Origin of the sequence: Terrisphaera buseokensis, from assembly GCF_047521145.2 — a bacterium.
Lineage (GTDB): Bacteria > Verrucomicrobiota > Verrucomicrobiia > Opitutales > Opitutaceae > ER46.
Genome location: NZ_CM134186.1, coordinates 2,386,411 through 2,406,303, shown reverse-complemented (window position 1 = coordinate 2,406,303; position 19,893 = coordinate 2,386,411). Strand labels below are relative to the sequence as shown.

Here is a 19,893-nt window from a genome sequence, read left to right as displayed (position 1 = left end):
GTAATCGCTCGCGCCGGTTACGGCAGCACGCGCACCTTGATGTTCTTATAGACGACCTTGCTCTCGGGATCGTGGCCTTGGATGGCGAAGGTGCCGTGCGACAGGAAACGGCCCGCCATGTTGGCCGGCGGCGCGGCCGGCGTGGGCTCGGTGAAATCAATGATCTGTTTGCCGTTCACGAAGGTCTGGATGCGCTTGCCCTCAACGCGGACCATCATCGTGTACCACTCCTCGTCCTTGGCCGGTGCTTCCAGGTTGTCCTTGATCGCGTAGAGGCCCGCGCCCTTCTTCACATCCTTGTGGGTGTTGTTGACCTGGACTTCGTAGCCCTTGTTCGGCCAGCCGGTCTCCTGGTACTCGGTGTGAATGTAGACGCCGGAGTTCGCCTTCGGGTAGGTCTTGATGTCGAGCGACAGCTCGAAGTTCTTGAAATCGTGATTCGCCACCGGGCCGGTGTAGAAGAGGTGCGAGCGCTTGCCGAAGACGACGAGCGTGCCGTCCTGCACCGTGAAGCTGCCGGGGCTCTCACTGGCCTTCCAGCCGTCGAGGGACTTGCCGTTGAAGAGCAGCTGCCAGCCCGCGGATTTCTCCGCGGACGTGAGCGTATTGGGCTTGGCGTCGGCCGCGAAGGCGGAGCCGGAGGCCAGAGCGAGACAGGCGAGGAACAGGGCAGTACGTTTCATAGGGGAAAGGGTGAAGGCGAGATTGAGGGTTAGGAGGCGGCGGCGCGAGTCCGGATCAACGGGAATTTTGCGCGAACGGTCGAGCCGAGATGAATGTAGGCGGGGTGCCCTCACCCCGCAGGACGGAAGGAGATTCGATGCGTTCATGCGGGGTGCGGGCACCCCGCCTACACTCATTCCGTTCACTCCAGCGCAAACGCCACGTCCGCCGAGCTCACGCGGACGTTGTCGACCTTGGCGTCGTCGAGCTGGATCACGAGGGTGTTGCGGCCCGGCTTGACCGCGGCGCGCACGGTTGCGCCCGGCTTGATTAGCGCGCCGTTCACCCAGAGGCCCTTCATATTTCCCGCCAGGGTGAAGGTCGCGGTGCCGCCCTTGGCCGAGTCGAACTGCGTCGCGGCAAAGAGGCCGCGGTTGTTGTTGAGACTCGGATACGCGAGGGCGACGGCCTCCCTGGGCAGGTCGCCGCTGGTGAGCGAGAGCGCCGGCATCCAGTCCTTGAGCGTGAAGTCGCCCGCAACCACGCGTTGCACGCCGAGGTGTTCGTTGACGCTGAGAATCAGGTAGAGCTTCCACGCGCGCGCCACCCCGCCCTTCGCCGCATCGAACGCGCCCGGCTTGCCGAGCTGCGCCAGGAACTTGAAAAGGTCGAGCCGTTCCTCGGGCAGCAGCGTGTCAACGAGGCCGGCGGGCATCAGCGAGCCGACGCTCGTGCGCTTGGCGATGGACTGCACCGGAATCGACACCTCCTGGTTCGCCGCATCACGCAGCAGCACCTCGGTGGCCGACTCCCGCGCAATCATGCCGCTGAGCTCCCGGCCGTCCTTCGTGGAAATGAGAACCGAGTGGTAGCCTTCCTTGATCTTCGCGCTCGGATAGAGCAGCGACTCGACGAGATAGTCCGGCGGCGCGCTCGCCCCGATACTGGTGAGGTCGGGGCCAATCTTGCCACCCGCGCCGCCGATCGCGTGACACGCAACGCACGCGAGCTCGGCCCGGCGATAGAGGTGTTCGCCGCGGGCGGCGTCGCCCTTGGCGAGCGCTTCCTGCGCGAGTGCCTGCAGCTCCGTCGCGGACAACTGCACCGTCGAGAGCACGAGCCCCGCAGCCTTCATCAGCACGGGCACGAGCGCCTGGTGCTGGTTGCCTTCACGGGCCGGCCGCAATCCAGCCAGAGCCACCGCGCGCGGCAACTCCACCTTCGCCAACTCCGTTGCCAGCCGCGCACTCACGCCGCGGATCGCGAGCAGCGAACGCCACAACGCCTGCGCCTGTGCCTCGTCCGTCGTCGCCTGCAAGACCGCCACCATATCGGGCACTGCCGTCGGCAGTTCCAGGGCCGCGAGCGTGACGACCGCATCGCGCCGGACGGCCGGAGCCGACGCGGCGCCGGCGAGCTTCTTCAACTCGGCAATCACCTTGGGGCCGCCGATGTCACGCAGGGCGGCCAGCGCCGCGGTGCGATCCGCGGCCGTCGCATTCGCGTCGCCGGCGAGCGTCACCAACCGCGGCGTGAGCGCCGTGAGCTTCCACGTGCCCGCGAGTCCGATCGCAGCCGTGCGCATGGCGGCATCCTTCGTCGCCAAGAGATCGCCGAACGCCGTGAACTCCCCGGCAGGTTTCACGCTGCGCAACCGCGCCGCGTCGCCGAGTGCGGTGAACGCCCGCAGCGCCACCGCGCCGGTGAGCTCGCCGCGCAGGACTTGATCGAAAAGAATTCGCAACTCGGCCGGACCGCCCGCGGCGCCGATCAGTTCGATCCACGGGCCGGAGCCATCGCGCGCGACGCCCTGCCGGCCGATGAGCTGACTCAGCACGCCCGCCGCGAGCGTCGGCTCGATCGACTTCAGCGCAAACTCGAGCTGCTTCTCACGACCCGCAAATTTCCACGCACCGCTTTTCACGGCGGCCAGCCACGGCTCAGCCAGATCGTTGATCGTGAGCCAGAGCGCATAGTCGAGGAACGGATCCATCGGCCGCTCCATCACGCTCAGCGCGAGTTCCGCCGCCGGCGCGGAGTTGCGGGAGCCGAGCGCCCGCACGGCTTCAAGCCGCACGCGCGGATGGGCGTCCGCGATGAGTTTCGCCAGCGGGCCAATCTCTCCGCCCGGCGGCAGTGCCCGCACTGCCGCCGCACGCACGCGCGGATCGCTGGCCGCGAGCAGGCCGTTGAGCAGGTCGGGCCGCGCGAGATTCAACGCCTGATACGCCCACAACGCCTGCAGGCGGCCGGACTCCGTCGTCTGCTTTTTCGTCCACGCATCGAGTTCCGGCTCGACCGCCGCGGCGCCACGTTCGACGAGCATGCGTTTCGCGCGCTCCTGTTCGTAGCCGTTGGCGGAATTGAGCGCATCGAGCAGCGCGGCGGTGCCGAGCGTCGAGAAATCACGTTTCACCATCGGCGCGGCGCTCGTCTTCGCGGCCACGCGCCAGATGCGGCCGTGGGATTTGTCGCGCCGCGTATCGCGGAAATCGACCTCGCCGTGCTGGATGATCGGATTGCTCCAGTCCGCGATGTAGAGCGCGCCATCAGGTCCGAGCCGGACATCAATCGGCCGGAACGAATCCGCCGTCGTGCGCATGAGATCGGGCATTTCCTTGGTCACATAGCCGGAGCCCTGATCGGACAGCTTGAAGCGCACAACGCGGTGCGCGCGAAAATCCGCGGTGATCACATCACCCTGCCAGTCGGCGGGGAACTGCGTGCTGCGCACGATCTCGAGCCCTGCGAACTTCGGGTAGCGCCCCGGACTGACGCTCTCGAGCGTGCGACGAAATGGGGCGAGCGTGAAATAGGTGGCACCCGGAATCGCCCAGCTCACGCCTTGGAAGCCAGCGCCGTCCGTCACGAACGACTGGCCGTACGCGTCGAACTGGTGGCCCCAGGCGTTCACCCAACCGCGAAAGAGAATCTCCATCCGCTGATCGCGCGGATCGAAACGAAACACGCCGCCCGCCTTCAACCGCACGACGCCGTGCGGCGTCTCCGTGTCGGTGCGGGTGTAGACCGACTGGTTCATGTAGAGGCGTCCGTCCGGTCCCCAGTGCAGCGTGTGCAGATTATGATGCGTGTCCTCGGTGCCGAAGCCGCTCAGCACGATGCGACGCACGTCCGCCTTGCCGTCGCCATCGGTGTCCTTGAAGTGAATCAGATCCGTGCTCTGCGCCACGTAGGCGCCGCCGTCGCCCACTTCGATGCCGGTCGGGATCAGGAGTCCGTCGGCAAACACCGTCGCCTTGTCGGCCCGACCCGCGCCCTTCGTATCCTCGAGCACGATGATTTTGTCGGTCGGCGCCTGGCCGGGTTCAATTTGTGGATACAGCTCCGAGCTGACGACCCAGAGTCGGCCCTTGGCGTCGAAGTTCATCTGAATCGGTTTGTGGAGCATCGGATTCTCCGCCCACAGCGTGACCTCGAGTCCGTCCGCCACCTGGAACTCCGGGTGCGGCTGCGGCGTGAACTCCAGCTTCAGGTTGCCGACGCGCCGCGGGATCTCGGGCACGCTCACGAGCTGCAGGCCGCGGAGCTGCGCGATGCGTTTCTCCTCGGCGGCGATGAACTCGTCGAACTGCAGCACCTCGGTCGCGTTCTTGCCCTGCTCGCGCTTCCGGAAGCCGAAAATGTACGCCATGTTCGCCGGCCGCGACCGGTGGAAGTACCATTCGTTCTTGCGGAGGATGGCCTGGCGAAGCGTCTCGGACTGCGTGCTGGCGCGCCACGGGCCGGGCGTCGCGGCGCCGAACAACTGATCCTCGAGCACCTCGGCGATGACGCGATAGCCGCGATCGGTTGGGTGGATGCCGTTGTCGGTGAGGGGTTCGCTGGCGCGCGTGCGCAGAAGATCGAAGAGCGGCACGAAGCGCGCGCGACGCTGCGTGGCAATCTCGCCGACGGCCCGCGCGTAGGCCGCGAGCTGCGAATTGTGCGTGGCCGGCGCGGGGAACGGCGCGCCGAGATTCTCGTGCGGCAGCGGGGCGAGCAACACGACGCGCGCACCGGGCGAGTGCTGCTCGATCACATCGAGGAGCCGCGCGTAGTCGGATTTGAAACGCGCCAGGCCGGCTTCGCCCTCGAAGGAATTGGCCATGCCGTAACCGGCGAACACGACGGTCGGTTTCGCCTCCTCGATCTGGCGGACGAGCTGCGTCCAGCCTTCGTCGGCGGGCTCCTTGCCGGCCTGCAGCAGGCTGCGACCGAAGCGCGAGTCGCCCGCGGGCGTGTCAGCGCTCCAGCCGAGATTGCGGAACGTGATCGCGCGATCGGCGAAGCGCGTCGTCAGCATCAGCTCGACCCAGCCGTGATACTGTTCCCGCTCGACGACGGTGTCGCCGAGAAACACGACGCGGTCGCCGTCTTTCAGTTCAAAGGGGGTCTCGGCGGCGACGGCGGCCGCGCAGGAAAGAAGGCAAAGCAGGAACGGGAGGAGACGACGACGCATGGGGAATGGGTGACGAGTCGCGCAATCTGCCGACCGCCCGCATCGATGGGAAGCCCCGACTGCGGGATCGTGACCGCTGGCCGCGTGCGCGAGCGAGCAGCCGCAGCGCAGAACGAAAGGCGCAAGGGTGAGCGTGATACCGGTCGTCCGTTACCGTTGGACGTCAGCCGTGGCTACGGTGGAAACTGGCCAAGGAGTTGGCCAAGCTCTCCGTGAGCCGCGCGCACACGACGCTCCGCTCGCTGGCGCTCGCAGCCACATCTCGGCTGCTGGCTGGCGGACGCAGCCTCCTGCCCGTCTTACTTCCCGCCGTTCCAGAGAATGTGTGTGCCGCTCTTGCCGGCGACGACGACGTCCTTCCAGCCGTTGCCGTCGAGATCGACGAGCCGGATCTGGAGGCCGATGCCGGGACCGTTCTCGGCGATCATGTGCTTCGTGAAACGACGGCCCGCGGCGTCCCATTTATAAAAGGCCACACAGCCCGGCTCGTTGTCGCCCGGATCGTTGCCGCTGTGCGCCTTCACGCGACGCCCGGTGATGAGGTCGGGTTTGCCGTCGTTGTCGATGTCGGCCCAGACGAGGCAGTGGTTCTGCGATATCTTGTCGTCGATCACATTGTGACGCCAGTTCGTGCTGCCGTCCTTGTTGTCATCGCGCCGCTCTTCCCAATACAGGCCGTAGTTGTGGCCGTGGCCCCAGATGAAATCGTTGCGGCCGTCGCCGGAGAGATCGACGACGATCATCGGCGTGCTCGCGTGGGGAAAGGTCCAGTCGGCGTGCCGCACCCACGGTTTCGTGCGTGCGCCGTCCTTGGGCTGCTCGTACCAGCCATTCCCATACAGGATGTCGTCGCGGCCGTCGTGGTTGATGTCGCCGAAGCCGATGCCGTGACCGTTCACGAACGGCGCGCCGGCCTGAATCGTCCACGGCTCGAGCACCGGCTCGTTCCGGGCGTTCTTCGCGAAGCGATACGCCATCATGGCGTTCGCGGGGCCGTAGGAATTGACGACGTACTCCGGCACGCCGTCGCCGTCGAGGTCGCGCAGGTCAGTCCACTCGTTCTGCGCGAGCGCGGTCTCCACCAGCACGTGCTCCTTCCAGAAGCCGGGTTTGTCCAGGCCCGCCGCGCCGGGGTTCTCATACCAGTAAACCTTCGTGTCCATGAACGCGCCGGTCACGATGTCGGGGAAGCCGTCGCCGTTGACGTCGTAGGCGTGCTCGCCGCAGTTCGTCATGTAGTCCTTGCCGAACGGCTCCAGCTTGCGGAGCTGGCGTTTGGTTTTGAAATCGGGACCGGCGTACCAGTATTCGCCCGCGCTGATGTCCGGCTTGCCGTCGCGGTTGAAGTCGGCGACGGCGCAGCCCTCGTTGTTGTCGACGTGCAGCTGTTGCACGCGGAACTTGAGCGCGGGCGCGGCCGCTTTTTTCGCGGCGGCTTTGGGCGCGGATTTGGGCGCATCGGCCGCGCAGGCAAACGCGGGCAGGACCAGGGCGAGGAGGAGAACGCGGGGCTTCATGAAGGGGGGATGAAAAAGGAACCTAAAAACCGCAGTTGAACCACTGATTGTCACTAATGACCACTGATTCCAATCCGGTGACCCGACCGGAGCCTCTCATTCAATGGACGAGCGGCTTATTTCCGGACGATTGATTGGTATTTTCCCTATCAGTGCCGATACTGCTAATCAGTGGTGAGTCCTTCCGCCGAATTTAGGATTAAACGTTTCTGCCGGACACCACGGACCTTGGCGCATCGGGCGACAAGGTCCATCGCGGAAAACCGATCCGCACGAAATAGCGGCCGCGGATGTGCTCGCGCCGCGCGTCGCTCGCTGCCGCATCGAGCCAGCTCACTGCAGCCCGGGAATCGGATCGGTGCTGCGGACGCGTTTGCCTTCCCACACGGACTCGTTCGTCGCGGGATCGTAGGTGAGCACGCGACTCGCGCTGCCGGGGGCAGGCGGCAAATCGACTTTCGGAATCCAACGCCGATGTTCGGCCATCACGGCAGCGTGGCGCGGATCGCCGGCGAGATTGGTCCACTCATTGGGATCGGCGGCGATGTCGTAGAGTTCCTCGGTGCCGTCAGCGTAGTGAATGTAGCGCCAGCGTTCGCTGCGGATGCCGTGGTTGCCCTGGTTGTGCGACGTGATCGCGGGACGCACGCGTTTCGCCGACGGATTCTGCAATTGCGGCACGAGGCTCAGTCCCTCGAGGTCGGAGCGGGCGGGCAGGCCGCAGAGTTCGGCGAGCGTCGGATAGATATCCATCAATTCGGCGGGCTGCATGGTGCGGGAGCCTTTGGCCACGCCCGGTCCGGCGAAGATCAACGGCACGCGCGTGGAGCGTTCCCAGAGGGTGTTCTTGCCCGTGATCCCTTTCTCGCCGAGGTGCCAACCATGATCGCCCCAGACGACAATGATGGTGTTGTCGGCCTGGCCCGATGCTTCGAGCTGATCCATCAGCCGGCCGATCTGGGCGTCGACGAAGGCGGTCGAGGCGAGATACGAGCGGACGAGATTGTGCCACTGCTTGTTTTCCTGCACCCATTTCAAGCGCGGCTCGGGCAAATCCCAGTGGAGATTCCACGAGAAACGCGGCGTGTCGTCGCGGTCGTTGGCCTTCACCGGGGGCAGGAGGCGATCGTCGCCGGGAAACAGATCGTACCACTTCTGCGGAATGTAGCAGGGCACGTGCGGCAGAAAGAAACCGACGGCGAGGAAGAACGGCTGCTCCTTCGGCGCGGTCTTGATCTGATCGATCGCCCAGCTCGCGATCTGGTAGTCGCCCTTGTCCTCGTCGCGATGGGGAAACACGCCCCAGTCCATCAGCGGATGATTCCCGCCCGGTGTCGGCGGAATGAGTTTCTTCGGCGGCTTGGCGCCCATGCCGCCGGCCGGCCCCCAGACATCGAATTCGTGTTTGCGCGCCTCGGCGTTGCCGACCCCACCGTGATAAATTTTTCCAGTCGTCAGCGTGCGGTAGCCGTTGGCTTTGAAATGCTGCGGCAGCGTCACGCGGCCCTTCAACGGCTCGAGCGTGCGGAACCACGGGGCGAGGCCGTAAACGCCGGTGGTCGTCGGGCGCAGGCCGAGGAGCAAACTCGTGCGGGAAGGATTGCAGAGCGGCGCCTGGCAATGGGCGTTGAGGAGCGTGGTGCCGCGCGCGGCGAGCCGATCAAGTTGGGGCGTGCGCGCGAGCGGGTGACCACCGAGCGGGCCGACCCAGTCGTTCTGATCATCGATCGCGATGAAGAGCACATTGGGCTTCGAGGCGGTGGCGGCGAAAACCGCGGGTAACGCTGCGAGCGCCAGCACGGCGGCGAGAAATGCGGAGGGTACTTTCATGAGGGGAAACGTCGGGGAAACGAGAAGCGCGAGGTCCGGCTGGCAAGGCAGGATCCGCGCTGGAAGACACGAGCACCGAGAGTTTGCAGGCAAAAGTCAAAGATTGAGCAGGACGCCAGGAAACCGGGAGACCAGTGGAGATGTGGGCGATGAATTCGGAAGCCAGAAAACCAGGATTGGGTCCTGGCTTCATGGCCTCCTGCTTCGCCAGGCTTTTTCAGACCGTCGTCACGCCGCGGTGTCTCACGCGAGCTCGGCACCGTCGGGTAACTTTTTCCGCCGCGCCGGAATTTCGGTTTGCGATGACGAGGTAACTGTCTAGTTAACTTCGCACCCCGTCCCGATTCGCTTCCTCCCCTGCTTCACTCGTCGCCTATGTTCAGACCCGGTCTCTTCCTCGTCACCTCGTTTGCCTGCGTCGGCCTCGCCGCCCTGGTCCAAGCCGCCCAGCCGCCGGCCGGGTTCACCGCATTGTTCAACGGCCAGGATTTGTCCGGCTGGCGCGGTGGCAGCACGTATGATCACCGGCAGCTGCTCGAGCTGCCGGCCGCGGAACGCGAGGCGCAGATCGCGCAGTGGACGGCGAGCCTGACCGAGTTGAAGGACGGCAAGCCGCATTGGCGCGCGGAAGGCGGCGTGTTGGTGAACGACGGCCTGGGCGGCTACGCCACCACGCTCAAGGATTACGGCGATTTTGAACTGACGCTCGACTACAAGCTGGCGAAGGGTGCCGACTCCGGCGTGTACCTCCGCGGGGTGCCGCAGGTCCAGATTTGGGACACAGCGATTCCGGACACGAAGGAGATCGGCTACGCGAAAGGTTCCGGCGGACTCTGGAACAACACCAAGGGCACTCCCGGCCGCGAGCCGCTGGTGAAAGCCGACAAGCCGATCGGCGAATGGAACGCCCTTAAAGTCGTCATGGTCGGCAGCCGCGTCAGCGTCTGGCTCAACCAGAAGCTCGTCGTCGATCACGCGGTCCTCGAAAACTATTACGACAAGAACAACAAGAAGCTGAAACCCGAGGAGCGCCGGCCCATTCCCGCGAAGGGACCGATTCAGTTGCAAACGCACGGCGGCGCGACGCACTGGCGCAACATTTATCTCCGCGAGATTGGCACGGACGAGGCGAACACGTATCTCGCCAGCCGCGGTGGAAAAGGGTTCGAACCCATCTTCAACGGGAAAAATCTCGATGGCTGGGCCATCGAGGAAAAAGGCCCGGTCAAGACTCCGGGCGACGTCATGGAGATCAAGGACGGCACCCTCCTCTGGCGCAACGGCCGCGGCGGCACCCCGTACTGGAATCAAGAGCTGAAGGACTTTCAGGTTCGACTTTGGTTCAAGCTGCCGCCGGGTGGAAACAACGGCCTCGCGATCCGTTATCCCGGCACGGGCAACACCGCCTACGACGGCATGACCGAGCTGCAAATCATCGACGAGAACTACTACGGTGCGCGGAACCAGCCGGAAAAGAAACTCGACCTGCGCCAGTATCACGGCTCGGCTTACGGCATGGTGCCGGCCGCCCGCGGTTACCTGCGGCCGATCGGCGAATGGAATTTCCAGGAGGTCACGGTCAAGGGATCGACGTTGAAGGTCGAACTCAACGGCACGGTGATTCTCGACACCGACCTCAAGACGGTCGACCTGACCACGGTCATGGCGAAGTCCCCGCATCCGGGCAAAGACCGCACCAGTGGTTTCCTCGGTCTCGCCGGCCACACCGACCCGGTGCAATTCAAGGACATCAGCGTGAAGAAGCTTTGAGCGCCACGCAGGCGAAGGCTGAACGTTGAGAAGTGAACAACCGCCCCCAATGAAAACCGCCAGCACTCCGTGGGCTGACGCCTCGGCTCCCGACTCATCCACGTCTTTCAACTTTAACCTATCGCCTTTCAACTCCCTGCAATGAATCGCCGCACTTTTATCACCTCGTCGTCCGCGCTGGCGGCACTGGCACCGTTTGCGGCCCAGGCCGCCGAAAAGAAGAAACGAGCCAGCGCGCCGGAGGCCGCCGCCCCCGCGCCCTTCAAGCCGTCGCGCACCACGCCCCGCGCCAACAAGAAGGGTTTCATGTTCTCGACGTTTCGCGCGCCACCGGGCCAGACGCTGAGCCTCGCCCAGAAATTCCAGATGCTGAAAGATGCCGGCTTCCACGGCCTCGAGATCCAGAGCGGCAATGATCAGAAGGAAGTGCTCGCCGCCCGCGACGCCGCCGGCCTGGAGATTCCGAGTGTCTTGATGGCGTCGCATTGGACGCATCCGCTGTCGGACCCGAGTCCGGCAAAGCGCGAGGTCAGCGTGAACAACTTGAAGCAGGCTCTCCGCGATGCGAAAGCGTATGGCGCGACCTCCGTGTTACTCGTGCCCGCCGTCGTGAACAAGCAGACGACGTACGCCGAGGCGCATCAGCGCTCGATCGAGGAAATCAAGAAGTGCGTGCCCCTGGCGGAGGAGCTCGGTGTCGCCATCGCCCTCGAGAATGTCTGGAACGGTTTCCTGCTCAGTCCGCTCGAGGCCGCCGACTACTGCGACTCGTTCAAGTCTCCGATGGTGCGCTGGCACTTCGATGTCGGCAACGTGATCAACACCGGCTGGCCCGAGCAATGGGCGCAAATCCTCGGCCGGCGCATCGCGACCGTGCACGTCAAGGAATACAGTCGGAAGCTCCGCGACGAACAGGGACCGCGGGCCGGGTTCAACGTCGAGCTGTTCCAAGGCGACAGCGACTGGCCGGCCGTGATGGCGGCGCTCGATCAAATCCCCTATTCCGGCTGGCTGATCACCGAACAGAGCTGGCCCCGCGATCTCGCGCCCGCCGAGTATCTCGCCCACTTGTCCCAGAAGCTCGATCAAATCCTCGTCGCCTAGTCCTTCATCCCATTTCTGCAGGCGGGGTGAGGGCACCCCGCCCATACCTCCACTCGCCGCCTCCCACCCTTTCGACTCTTCTCTTACACCTATCATGAATCCATCGTCCCCCGCCCCCTCGCTCCCGCGTCGCGACTTCCTTAAGACGTCCGCGGGCCTGGCTGCCGTCGCTGCCACCACCTGGTCCAACCCGCTCACCGCCGCGGAACGCAGCCGCTCCATCGGCGCCAACGACCGCATTCGCATCGCCCAGATCGGCGTCGGCAGCCGCGGTCGCGGCGCGCACCTGGAAAACGGCATCCTCCCGCACGTCAAGGAAACCAACTTCGAGGTCGTGGCCATCGCCGATCCGTGGAAGGTCGCCCGCGAAGGCACCAACGCCGTCATCAAAAAGGCGTTCGGCCGCGAGGCGAAGGAGTTCACCTCCTATCGCGATCTGCTCGCCATGGACGGCATCGACGCCGTCATGGTCGCGTCTCCAGATTTCCACCACACCACGCACCTCGAGGCCGCGGCCAAGGCCGGCAAGCACATTTACATCGAGAAACCGCTCGCGACCGAGATGGACAAACTGGTCCGCGCCTACGACGCCGCCAAGGCCGCGCAGGCCAAGGGCAGCATCATCCAGGTCGGCACCCAGCTCCGCAGTCTCCCCGGCATCGCCGGCGCCCGCGAACTCGTGAAGAGCGGCATCCTCGGCAAGATTTCCCGCGTCGACGAAACCCGCAACAGCACCCCGCCCTACTGGTACAGCTACCTGAAGCGCGACGTGAAGGAAGCCGACCTCGACTGGAAGGAGTTCCTCGGCGACCGGAAGGCCCGGCCGTTCGACGCCCGGCAGCATGCCGCCTGGTACGGCTACTACGAGTTCTGCCAGGGCCCGGTCCCGCAGTGGGGCGCGCACTTCCTCGACCTGATGCACTACGTCACCGACTGCAGTTTCCCGGTTTCGTGCATGTGCATGGGCGGCGTCACGTATTGGAAGGACGAGAACAACTTCACCGTCCCCGACAACGTCATCGCCACCTGGATGTACCCCGAGGGCATGATGGTCACGAGCTCGAACAACTTCGCGAACAGCGCGGGCAACACCCGGAAGTTCTTCGGCGAAAAAGGCACGCTCGCCGTGGACAACTGGAACGCGCCGACGTACAGCGCCGACGGCGGCCCAAAGCGCGACGGCAAGATTCGCGGCAAGATGGACGTCACGCCCGTCGCCCGCCCGGATCACTTCCTGAACTGGCTGCAATGCATGCGCAGCGGCGAGACCCCGCACGCGTCGATCGACGCCGGTTACCAGCACGCCATCGCTGTCCTCATGGCGGTGATCTCGTACGACACCGGCAAGAAGACGACCTACGATCACTCCAAGCGGAAGATCACGACGGCCTGATCAACGCTTCACTGACTGCAAAAGCCGCGGCCATTTCGCCGCGGCTTTTTTGCGCCCGCGAATCACGCGAAGGGCCACGAATGCGAGCAGGGAGCGAGGCGGCCTCGCCCAATCCACCTGCGTCGAGCGTCGGCAGGCTTCCCCCTCGAACATTCGCGCCCCTTCGCGTGATTCGCGGGAGATCTTCGTCTCGTTGCAGTCCGACGTTACGGAACTCGCATTTGCTTCGGGCCGACTTGCCGCTTTCCTCCGCGAACGTGGATTCACTCACGCACATCGCCCTCGGCGCGAGCCTGGGCTACGTTCTCTTCGGCCGCCGACTCGGACGCACCGCGGCGCTGGCCGGCGGGCTCGCGGCGTTCGTGCCGGATGCCGATGTCTTCATCCGCAGCGCCGCTGATCCCCTGGTCGCGATCGAATATCACCGCGGTTTCACGCACGCCCTCGGGTTTGCCCCGATCGGGGCCGCCATCGTGGCAGCCCTCTGGCTGGTTCGTCCCGCGTGGCGGGATCGCCCGCGCTGGCGTGCGCTCTGGGCCTGCTGCCTCGTCGCCTACGTGAGTCATGCCTTGCTCGATGCGGCCACGAGCTACGGCACGCGGCTCGCGTGGCCCTTCTCCGATCACCGTGCCGGCTGGGATCTGATTTCCATCATCGATCCGCCGTTCACGATCGCGCTGCTGGCCGGGCTGATCGTGGCGCTGCGGCGGCAACGCGCCGCTCCGGGCGTCATCGCCCTCGGCGCGGCCGCCGCGTATCTGCTCTGCGGTTACCTCCAGCACACACGCGCCAGCGCGGTCGTGCGCGAACTCGCGCGCACCCGCGGCCATGCCATCGAACGGATCGAAGTCATGCCGACGCTCGCCAACAACATCGTGTGGCGCGCGCTCTATCTCGCCGACGGCCGGATTCACGCGGATCGGATTCGCGTCGGCTGGTTTTCCGCGCCCTCGGTGCGCGCGGGCTGGTCGCTGCCGCTCGTGCGGGCCGCGGACCTGACCGCGACGGAAGCGTCACGCAACACCCGCCGCTCCTTCGAACGCTTCGCCTGGTTTTCCGAACACTGGGTCGCGCGCCGCCCGGGCGATGACACGTTCCTCGGCGACATGCGCTATTCGCTCTCGACCGAGGCCTTCGATCCGATCTGGGGCATTCGCTTCACGGCCCCCGACGCGCCGACCGAAGTGGTCTGGGTGAATCGCACGCGCGATCGCGATCTCGGCGTGCGACCGCTGTGGGCTGAAATCAGCGGCCGCGATCCGCGTTTCGTGGTCGCGCCCTAGCCCCCGGGAGCGCGGGCGTCCCGCCTGTCCTCCGCGAGCCGACGCAATGCCGGCGGCCTCTGACGCCGCCACTCACCTCAACGTCCGCAGCATTGCTTGAATTTTTTGCCGCTGCCGCAGGGGCACGGGTCGTTGCGCCCGACTTTCGGCGCCGCCTTCACGGGTGCCGGACCGGTGCGGACCGAGCGCGTGTAGAACCAGTCGCCGTTGATGCGCGCAAATTCCGACTTCTCGTGCAACGGGTGCTCGACGCCGTTATCCTGAAAATACGCCGTGAAATCCACGAACGCCCGGTCCGGTTGCGGCCCCGGCTCGTGCGAATGGATCACCAGCCGCGTCCACGCCAGCTCCCCGCCGTCGTCCGGCTCCTCGGTGAACGGCCGCTTCGACGTCTCGAGATACGTCTGGTGCAGGTAACGATAGTCGCGCAGCGCATGCGCGGTGAAACGCGAGCGCATCAACTGCTCGGCGCTCGCCGCGGGCCGCACCCGTTTCAACAACGGCTCGCAGCACTGGGCAAACGCAAGGCTGCTGCCACACGGACAGGGTGCATCGGGCGCGGGCGGCAAGCGGGTGGCGGGAGTGGTCATGAGCGGAAACGTTGCCGCCGCCGCCGATCGCAGGCGAGTCCGAAGCGCGCTGCCGGGATCGCCAACGCAAGGCCCGGCCGCCTCCACTCGCTCACGATCGTCGCTGCCGAGAACCACTCGTTCGACGACACTCTCCGGTGGCTACGAGCGCCAGCGAGTGGCCGCGTGCAATCGTGCATTCGAACCCCATCCACTCGCTGGCGCTCGTAGCCACGATCAGCCGGACCGGACCGACGCGCGTACTCACCGAGTGACTACGCGCCGGATGCAGCTATCAGCTGCTTCGATTCGCTCAGGTCCGCGACCCGCCGCAACGCCCCCGTCGCGAACACAAGCGGGTACAGGCGCTCGAAGTACCAGAGCTTCGCAAAATAAAAGCCGATCGGCGACGGCTCGCGCCAGCGGCCGCTCTCGACCGCCGCGCTCAGCCACGCCGCGCCACGCGCGAGGGCAGCTTGCAACGCGTCTCGCCCCGCGGCCTCGATCGTCACGTCGTGCCACATCGAAGCCAGCGCCTCCACCGCGAGCCCGGTTTCCTCCGTCGATGCCACCGCCCCGGGCGCAGCGCTCCAGCCGCCGTCGGCGTGCTGTCTCGCCACGAGCCAGTGACGCGCGCGTTCCAGGGGCACACTCACATCGAGGCCCACTCCGGCCTCCTGCAGCTGGCGCAGCGCGGGCACGACGCGACTCGTGCCGTAGAGTGGATTTTCGTCGTCCGGCGCCTCCTGATGTCCAAACCACAACGGCACCCACGCGCCGTCCACGCGTTGCGTGCGCTGCAGGAAACGAACGGCTTTCGCGATCGCGGCATCGACGCGGCGTTGCATCGGTTCGGGCATGCTCGACCGCCACGTGATCCAAGCCCGGATCGCGTGCGCGGTAAGATCCGGACTGCTGCGATCGAACGGCAGTTTGCCCCAGCCGCGGCAGAACGTCGGGATGCCGCCATCGCGATTCTGCAGATCAATTAACCACTGCACCCCGGCCCGCGCCGCGGCCTGCACGGTGGCGTCCGCCGGTTCGAGCGCGGCCAGCGCGAGCAACGCCCCGGCGGTGTCATCCGCATCCGGGACGCCGCCCGGCAGATTCGTCCACGCCCAACCGCCCGGCGCCGCGAGCGTGTACGGATGCGTGACGCGATACTGCTGTTGCACAATCCAGTCGCACAGCGCCCGACGACGCGACGCCACCGACGCCGCGTCGTCGCCGAGATGTTCGCCGCCCAGCGCCTGCACGGCCAGGGTCGTCACCCACGTCGCGAGATTCGTGTCAATCGGCCAGCTGCCGTCGGTGCACGCCGAGGCCGTGATGAACGCCACGCCGCGTTGGCCGACCGGATGCGACGTCAGGCCGAGTGCGGCCAGGCTCATCGTCACAAAACTCGTCAGCGGCGTCGCCTCGAGGAAGCCGCCGTTCTCCGGCTGGAGTCGCGCCAGCGTCGCGAGCGTGCGCGACCGACACCGGTTGCGCAGGGCCCGCAGCGCGAGGTTGCCGGTGGGGCGCAAACCGTGTCGCACCTGTCCGATCGCAATCAAGGCGGGCAACGCATAGCTCACGACGGGCAGCTGCAGCGCGCCGTACCAGCGCTGAGGCAGGACCGCCGCTTCGAACGGCAGCTGCCGTACGTGACGCCACCCGTCCCGACCCGGCCCGAGGCGGCCGCACAACGCGCACATCGTCAGAATCGGAATCGAAAACGTGCGGTCATTGCCGTACCGCCGCTCGATCGCCGCGGTCAAGGCCTCCGGCTCGAGCGAGCCGGCCGCGCGCGTCAGCCAGCCCTCGACCGCCGCGAGCGACTTCGCCCGGCCCGCGATCGCCTCCGGGGCGAGCCCCAGCGCGGCCCACACCAGCGTGGTGGTGCTGATATTGCTGAAACTGCGCGTCGTGTCGCCCCAGCCGCCGTCGGCATTCTGCGTGCGGAGCAGCCAGGCGAAGCCGCGTTCGATCCGTCCCGCCACCGCCGACGCGACGGTCGGATCAGCGCGCGCCACCAGCGTCAACGCGGTCACAGCCGTCGCCGTCGACAGCGCGCTGGCCGAGAGTTCGCCGGTCCAGCCTGGTTCCGTCCCGGATCGTTCCTGCCGCAACACCGCCATGGCCGCGCGGCTCGCCGCGGCCACTCGCGCTTGCAAGTCACCCGGCAGCGGGTCGCCGGCAATCGCCGACCGGGCCACGGAACGGGGCGTCATGCGGCGTCACCGTTCGCCCGATACCGCTGCGGCCTGCGCCAGTTCGGCGTGAAGCCGGGGCAGCGCCGCCAGCAGGGCATTCCATTCGATCTCGCTCGTCGTCCAACCACCGCTGAAACGCAACGCCCGCGCCGCCTCGGCCGCACTCCGGCCCATCGCGGTCAGAACGTGCGAAGGATGTTCGGTGCCGCTGGCGCAGGCCGAACCGGTCGACACCGCGAAGCCGGCCTTGTCGAGTTTCACGACCCAGCGTTGCCGGCAGTCGAGCTCGGGCATGATCACGTTCACCGTGTTCCAGAGCCGCTCCTGCCCCGCGCCGGTGAGGCGCACCGCCGGCAGGGCCGCGAGCAGATCGCGTTCGAATCGTTCGCGCTGGATCAGTCGCGCCGCGAGCCCGCCGTCCGCGAGCTGCGCCTCGCACCACTCGAGCGCAGCGAGCATCGCGAGCACGCCGGATACATTTTCGGTACCGGCGCGACGCCCCGCCTGCTGGGAACCGCCGTGCAGCAACGGGCGCAACGTCACGCGCGCCGGACATTTCAGGAAACCCACGCCGCGCGGGCCGCCGAACTTGTGCGCGCTGCCCGCCACGAAATCGAGCGCGCCGAGGCCGGCCGACGGCAACCGTCCGCACCATTGCGTGGCATCGCAGAAAAACGGCACGCCCGCCGCGGCACAGCGCTCGTGCAACGCGCGCCACGGCTGCAGCACGCCAGTCTCGTTGTTCGCCGCCATCACGGCCACGAGCGCCGGCCGCTCGACCGCGAATTGCGCCGACACCCACGCGAGGTCGACGACGCCGTCGGCTGAAACCGGCATCAACCGCACCCGCGGACCAAAATACGCGCGCCCGCTCGCGATCACGGCCGGATGTTCGATGGCCGACACCCACACGACGGCCGCCGGATCGGCGTCACCGGCGACATGATGCAGCACGGTCGTGACCGCCTCCGTCGCCCCGCTCGTAAACACGAGATCGTGCGACGAACCGCCGAGCACCGCCGCCAATCGTTGGCGGGCGAGATCCAACGCGGTGTCGGCCCGAGCGCCCAGCCGGTGCGGGCTCGACGGATTACCCGGATAACGATCCTCCGCCTCGAGCCACACCGCGCGGGCCACCGGCAGCAGCGGCGCGGAGGCGTTGTGGTCGAGGTAAATCATGACGGGCTCTGGTTCTCGGCGTTATCGCGCACGGTGTCCAGAATTCCGCTCGATCGAACGTGTGGCGTCACCGTTGGCATTCGGATGGGGGCCCACGGAACACACGGAATACACGGAAATGAAATCCAAGGCTGGGATTCTCGGGGTATTTCAGCCTTTCCGTGTGTTCCGTGTGTTCCGTGGGCACCCTCCTGCATTCCGTGGATTCCGAGCTCCGTTCGCTCTCCCGCGAGATTCCCGTCTGCCTCCTTGCAATCGCGCGGGGTTGCCGCTGATTTCGCCGGACTCCGGCATGGAAGACGCAACGCCCAAGACGATTTTCTTCAAGCGATCGAACTTTGCGACTCATCTGCCGGCCGACGCCCTGTACGCTCCGTCGCATTTCTGGCTGGCGCCCGAACCCGACGGGATGTGGCGCGTGGGGTTTTCCAAGTTCGCCGTTCGCATGCTCGGCGATCTCGTCGATCAGGCATTCGACGTTCCGCCGGGCACGCCGATCAAGCCCGGCACGATTCTCGGCTGGATCGAAGGGTTCAAGGCGATCAGCGACATCTACGGCGTCATCGACGGCGAGTTTCACGAGGGCAATCCGGGCCTCAAGGGCCACCTCGAACAGATTCACGACGCTCCGTACGGAGCCGGCTGGCTTTACCGGGCCCGCGGCACGCCCGATCCGGCGTGCATGCCGGCGCGGGACTACGCGATGCTTCTGAACGAGACCATTGACCGCATGCTGCAACAGCAAAAAGATTCCGGCCCCCCACCGCCCCCGTGACCGCCTCCCCTGAATCCCAGCCGTCCTCGCCCGCGGCGCGTTATGTGATGATCGGCGGCTTTCTCGGCGCGGGCAAGACGACCGCCGTCGCGCGCTTCGCAGCGTTGCTGCAAGCCCGCGGCCTGCGCGCCGGCCTCATCACGAACGATCAAGGCAGCGGCCTCGTCGACACCTCCGTCCTCCGCGCCCGCGGTTTCGCGACGGAGGAAATTCCCGGCGGCTGTTTCTGTTGTCGCTTCAACTCCCTCGTCGACGCCGCCGGCCGGCTCACCGCCGCCACGCGGCCGGATGTCTTTGTCGCCGAACCCGTCGGCAGCTGCACCGATCTGGTCGCGACAGTCACGTACCCGCTCCGGCGAATTTACGGTGACAGCTTCACGATCGCGCCGCTCAGCGTCCTGATCGATCCGCAACGCGCGCTGCGCGTCTTCGGCCTCGCCGAGGGTCGGGCGTTCTCGGACAAGGTGCTTTATATTTACCGCAAGCAGCTGGAAGAGGCGGACATCATCGTCATCAACAAACAGGACACCGTCACGGCAGCCGAGCTCTGTGCCCTGCGTGGCGTGCTGCAGCGTGACTACCCGCACGCCGAGGTGCTGGCCGTTTCCGCCCGCACGGGCGAAGGGCTCGACGCCTGGTTCGATCGCCTTCTCGCCTCGGAACAGCAGGCCCGCCGCGTGATGGAAGTGGACTACGCGATCTACGCGGACGGCGAGGCGCTGCTCGGCTGGCTCAACGCCACGCTCCAGCTCACCGCCAGCGCAGAGTTCGACGCCAACACCGTCCTCGAAGCCCTCGCCCGCACGCTGCAACAGCAACTCGCCGGCGCCGGCGCCGAGGTCGCGCATCTGAAAATGACCTTCAGTCCGGACGGCGGCCTGAATGATCTCGCGTCACTCAACCTCGTGCGCAGCGACTTCGTGCCCGAGCTGTCGCTGCGGCTCGATCAGGACTGCACCGCCGGCCAGCTGATCTTGAATCTCCGCGCCGAAGCCGCGCCCGCCGCGCTCAAGACTGCGCTTGAAGCCGCGTTGGCGGCCCTCAGGGCCACGTTCCCGTCCGTAACGTTCAGCCTCGATCACCTCGAGCATTTCCGCCCGGGCAAGCCGCAGCCGACACACCGCCTGCTCACCCCGGCCTGAACCGAAGCCCGCCG

At 66.3% G+C, this 19,893-nt stretch carries 12 protein-coding genes and 1 pseudogene; 6 read left to right on the top strand and 7 right to left on the bottom strand.

Annotation, left to right across the window (positions count from 1 at the left end; translation table 11 throughout):
* Positions 1–17 precede the first annotated feature (17 nt).
* From ACLJEU_RS08765 to ACLJEU_RS08750, 4 genes are all read right to left on the bottom strand, one after another.
* Positions 18–683 (bottom strand): 3-keto-disaccharide hydrolase, encoded by a 666-nt coding sequence (locus tag ACLJEU_RS08765; protein WP_414662228.1) that lies wholly within the window; start codon positions 681–683, stop codon positions 18–20.
* Positions 684–865: 182 nt separating this feature from the next.
* Positions 866–5,122, bottom strand: a complete 4,257-nt coding sequence (locus ACLJEU_RS08760; RefSeq protein ID WP_414662227.1) for a PVC-type heme-binding CxxCH protein — start codon at positions 5,120–5,122, stop codon at positions 866–868.
* 299 nt (positions 5,123–5,421) lie between these two features.
* The gene (locus ACLJEU_RS08755; RefSeq protein ID WP_414662226.1) at positions 5,422–6,639 is read right to left on the bottom strand and encodes an FG-GAP repeat domain-containing protein; all 1,218 of its coding nucleotides are present in this window, start codon (positions 6,637–6,639) and stop codon (positions 5,422–5,424) included.
* Positions 6,640–6,972: 333 nt separating this feature from the next.
* Positions 6,973–8,469 (bottom strand): sulfatase, encoded by a 1,497-nt coding sequence (locus tag ACLJEU_RS08750; protein ID WP_414662225.1) that lies wholly within the window; start codon positions 8,467–8,469, stop codon positions 6,973–6,975.
* A 375-nt stretch (positions 8,470–8,844) separates the two neighbouring features.
* Between ACLJEU_RS08750 and ACLJEU_RS08745 the strand changes: the two genes are divergently transcribed.
* The 4 genes from ACLJEU_RS08745 to ACLJEU_RS08730 all read left to right on the top strand — a co-directional run bounded on the left by ACLJEU_RS08745 (position 8,845) and on the right by ACLJEU_RS08730 (position 14,019).
* Positions 8,845–10,239, top strand: a complete 1,395-nt coding sequence (locus tag ACLJEU_RS08745; RefSeq protein WP_414662224.1) for a 3-keto-disaccharide hydrolase — start codon at positions 8,845–8,847, stop codon at positions 10,237–10,239.
* Between the two features lie 141 nt (positions 10,240–10,380).
* A complete protein-coding gene (locus ACLJEU_RS08740) occupies positions 10,381–11,343 on the top strand; it encodes a sugar phosphate isomerase/epimerase family protein (RefSeq protein WP_414662223.1) in 963 nt (320 codons plus the stop codon).
* Between the two features lie 94 nt (positions 11,344–11,437).
* Entirely contained in the window at positions 11,438–12,736 is a 1,299-nt protein-coding gene (locus tag ACLJEU_RS08735; RefSeq protein ID WP_414662222.1) for a Gfo/Idh/MocA family oxidoreductase, read from the top strand.
* Between the two features lie 257 nt (positions 12,737–12,993).
* Positions 12,994–14,019, top strand: a complete 1,026-nt coding sequence (locus ACLJEU_RS08730; RefSeq protein ID WP_414662221.1) for a metal-dependent hydrolase — start codon at positions 12,994–12,996, stop codon at positions 14,017–14,019.
* Positions 14,020–14,096: 77 nt separating this feature from the next.
* Here ACLJEU_RS08730 and ACLJEU_RS08725 read toward each other — a convergent pair.
* The 3 genes and pseudogenes from ACLJEU_RS08725 to ACLJEU_RS08715 form a co-directional block, all read right to left on the bottom strand.
* Positions 14,097–14,570 (bottom strand): annotated as a pseudogene (locus tag ACLJEU_RS08725) (YchJ family protein); the annotation flags it as partial.
* A 293-nt stretch (positions 14,571–14,863) separates the two neighbouring features.
* Positions 14,864–16,801 carry a prenyltransferase/squalene oxidase repeat-containing protein gene (locus tag ACLJEU_RS08720; protein WP_414662220.1) on the bottom strand — a complete coding sequence of 646 codons (1,938 nt, stop codon included), beginning with the start codon at positions 16,799–16,801 and terminating at the stop codon, positions 14,864–14,866.
* Positions 16,802–16,807: 6 nt separating this feature from the next.
* Positions 16,808–17,962, bottom strand: coding sequence for a cysteine desulfurase family protein (locus ACLJEU_RS08715; RefSeq protein WP_414662219.1), 1,155 nt, complete (start codon positions 17,960–17,962; stop codon positions 16,808–16,810).
* 292 nt (positions 17,963–18,254) lie between these two features.
* Here ACLJEU_RS08715 and ACLJEU_RS08710 point away from each other — a divergent pair, with 292 nt between their 5' ends.
* Positions 18,255–18,737 carry a glycine cleavage system protein H gene (locus tag ACLJEU_RS08710; RefSeq protein WP_414662218.1) on the top strand — a complete coding sequence of 161 codons (483 nt, stop codon included), beginning with the start codon at positions 18,255–18,257 and terminating at the stop codon, positions 18,735–18,737.
* Positions 18,734–19,879, top strand: a complete 1,146-nt coding sequence (locus tag ACLJEU_RS08705; RefSeq protein WP_414662217.1) for a GTP-binding protein — start codon at positions 18,734–18,736, stop codon at positions 19,877–19,879. The genes ACLJEU_RS08710 and ACLJEU_RS08705 overlap by 4 nt, the downstream gene beginning before the upstream one ends.
* The last annotated feature ends 14 nt before the right edge of the window (positions 19,880–19,893 follow it).

Bases quoted from the DNA above. Each gene is read 5' to 3' on its own strand.
- ACLJEU_RS08765 (WP_414662228.1), bottom strand. From the start codon at position 683: ATGAAACGTACTGCCCTGTTCCTCGCCTGTCTCGCTCTGGCCTCCGGC.
- ACLJEU_RS08760 (WP_414662227.1), bottom strand. From the start codon at position 5,122: ATGCGTCGTCGTCTCCTCCCGTTCCTGCTTTGCCTTCTTTCCTGCGCG.
- ACLJEU_RS08755 (WP_414662226.1), bottom strand. From the start codon at position 6,639: ATGAAGCCCCGCGTTCTCCTCCTCGCCCTGGTCCTGCCCGCGTTTGCC.
- ACLJEU_RS08750 (WP_414662225.1), bottom strand. From the start codon at position 8,469: ATGAAAGTACCCTCCGCATTTCTCGCCGCCGTGCTGGCGCTCGCAGCG.
- ACLJEU_RS08745 (WP_414662224.1), top strand. From the start codon at position 8,845: ATGTTCAGACCCGGTCTCTTCCTCGTCACCTCGTTTGCCTGCGTCGGC.
- ACLJEU_RS08740 (WP_414662223.1), top strand. From the start codon at position 10,381: ATGAATCGCCGCACTTTTATCACCTCGTCGTCCGCGCTGGCGGCACTG.
- ACLJEU_RS08735 (WP_414662222.1), top strand. From the start codon at position 11,438: ATGAATCCATCGTCCCCCGCCCCCTCGCTCCCGCGTCGCGACTTCCTT.
- ACLJEU_RS08720 (WP_414662220.1), bottom strand. From the start codon at position 16,801: ATGACGCCCCGTTCCGTGGCCCGGTCGGCGATTGCCGGCGACCCGCTG.
- ACLJEU_RS08715 (WP_414662219.1), bottom strand. From the start codon at position 17,962: ATGATTTACCTCGACCACAACGCCTCCGCGCCGCTGCTGCCGGTGGCC.
- ACLJEU_RS08710 (WP_414662218.1), top strand. From the start codon at position 18,255: ATGGAAGACGCAACGCCCAAGACGATTTTCTTCAAGCGATCGAACTTT.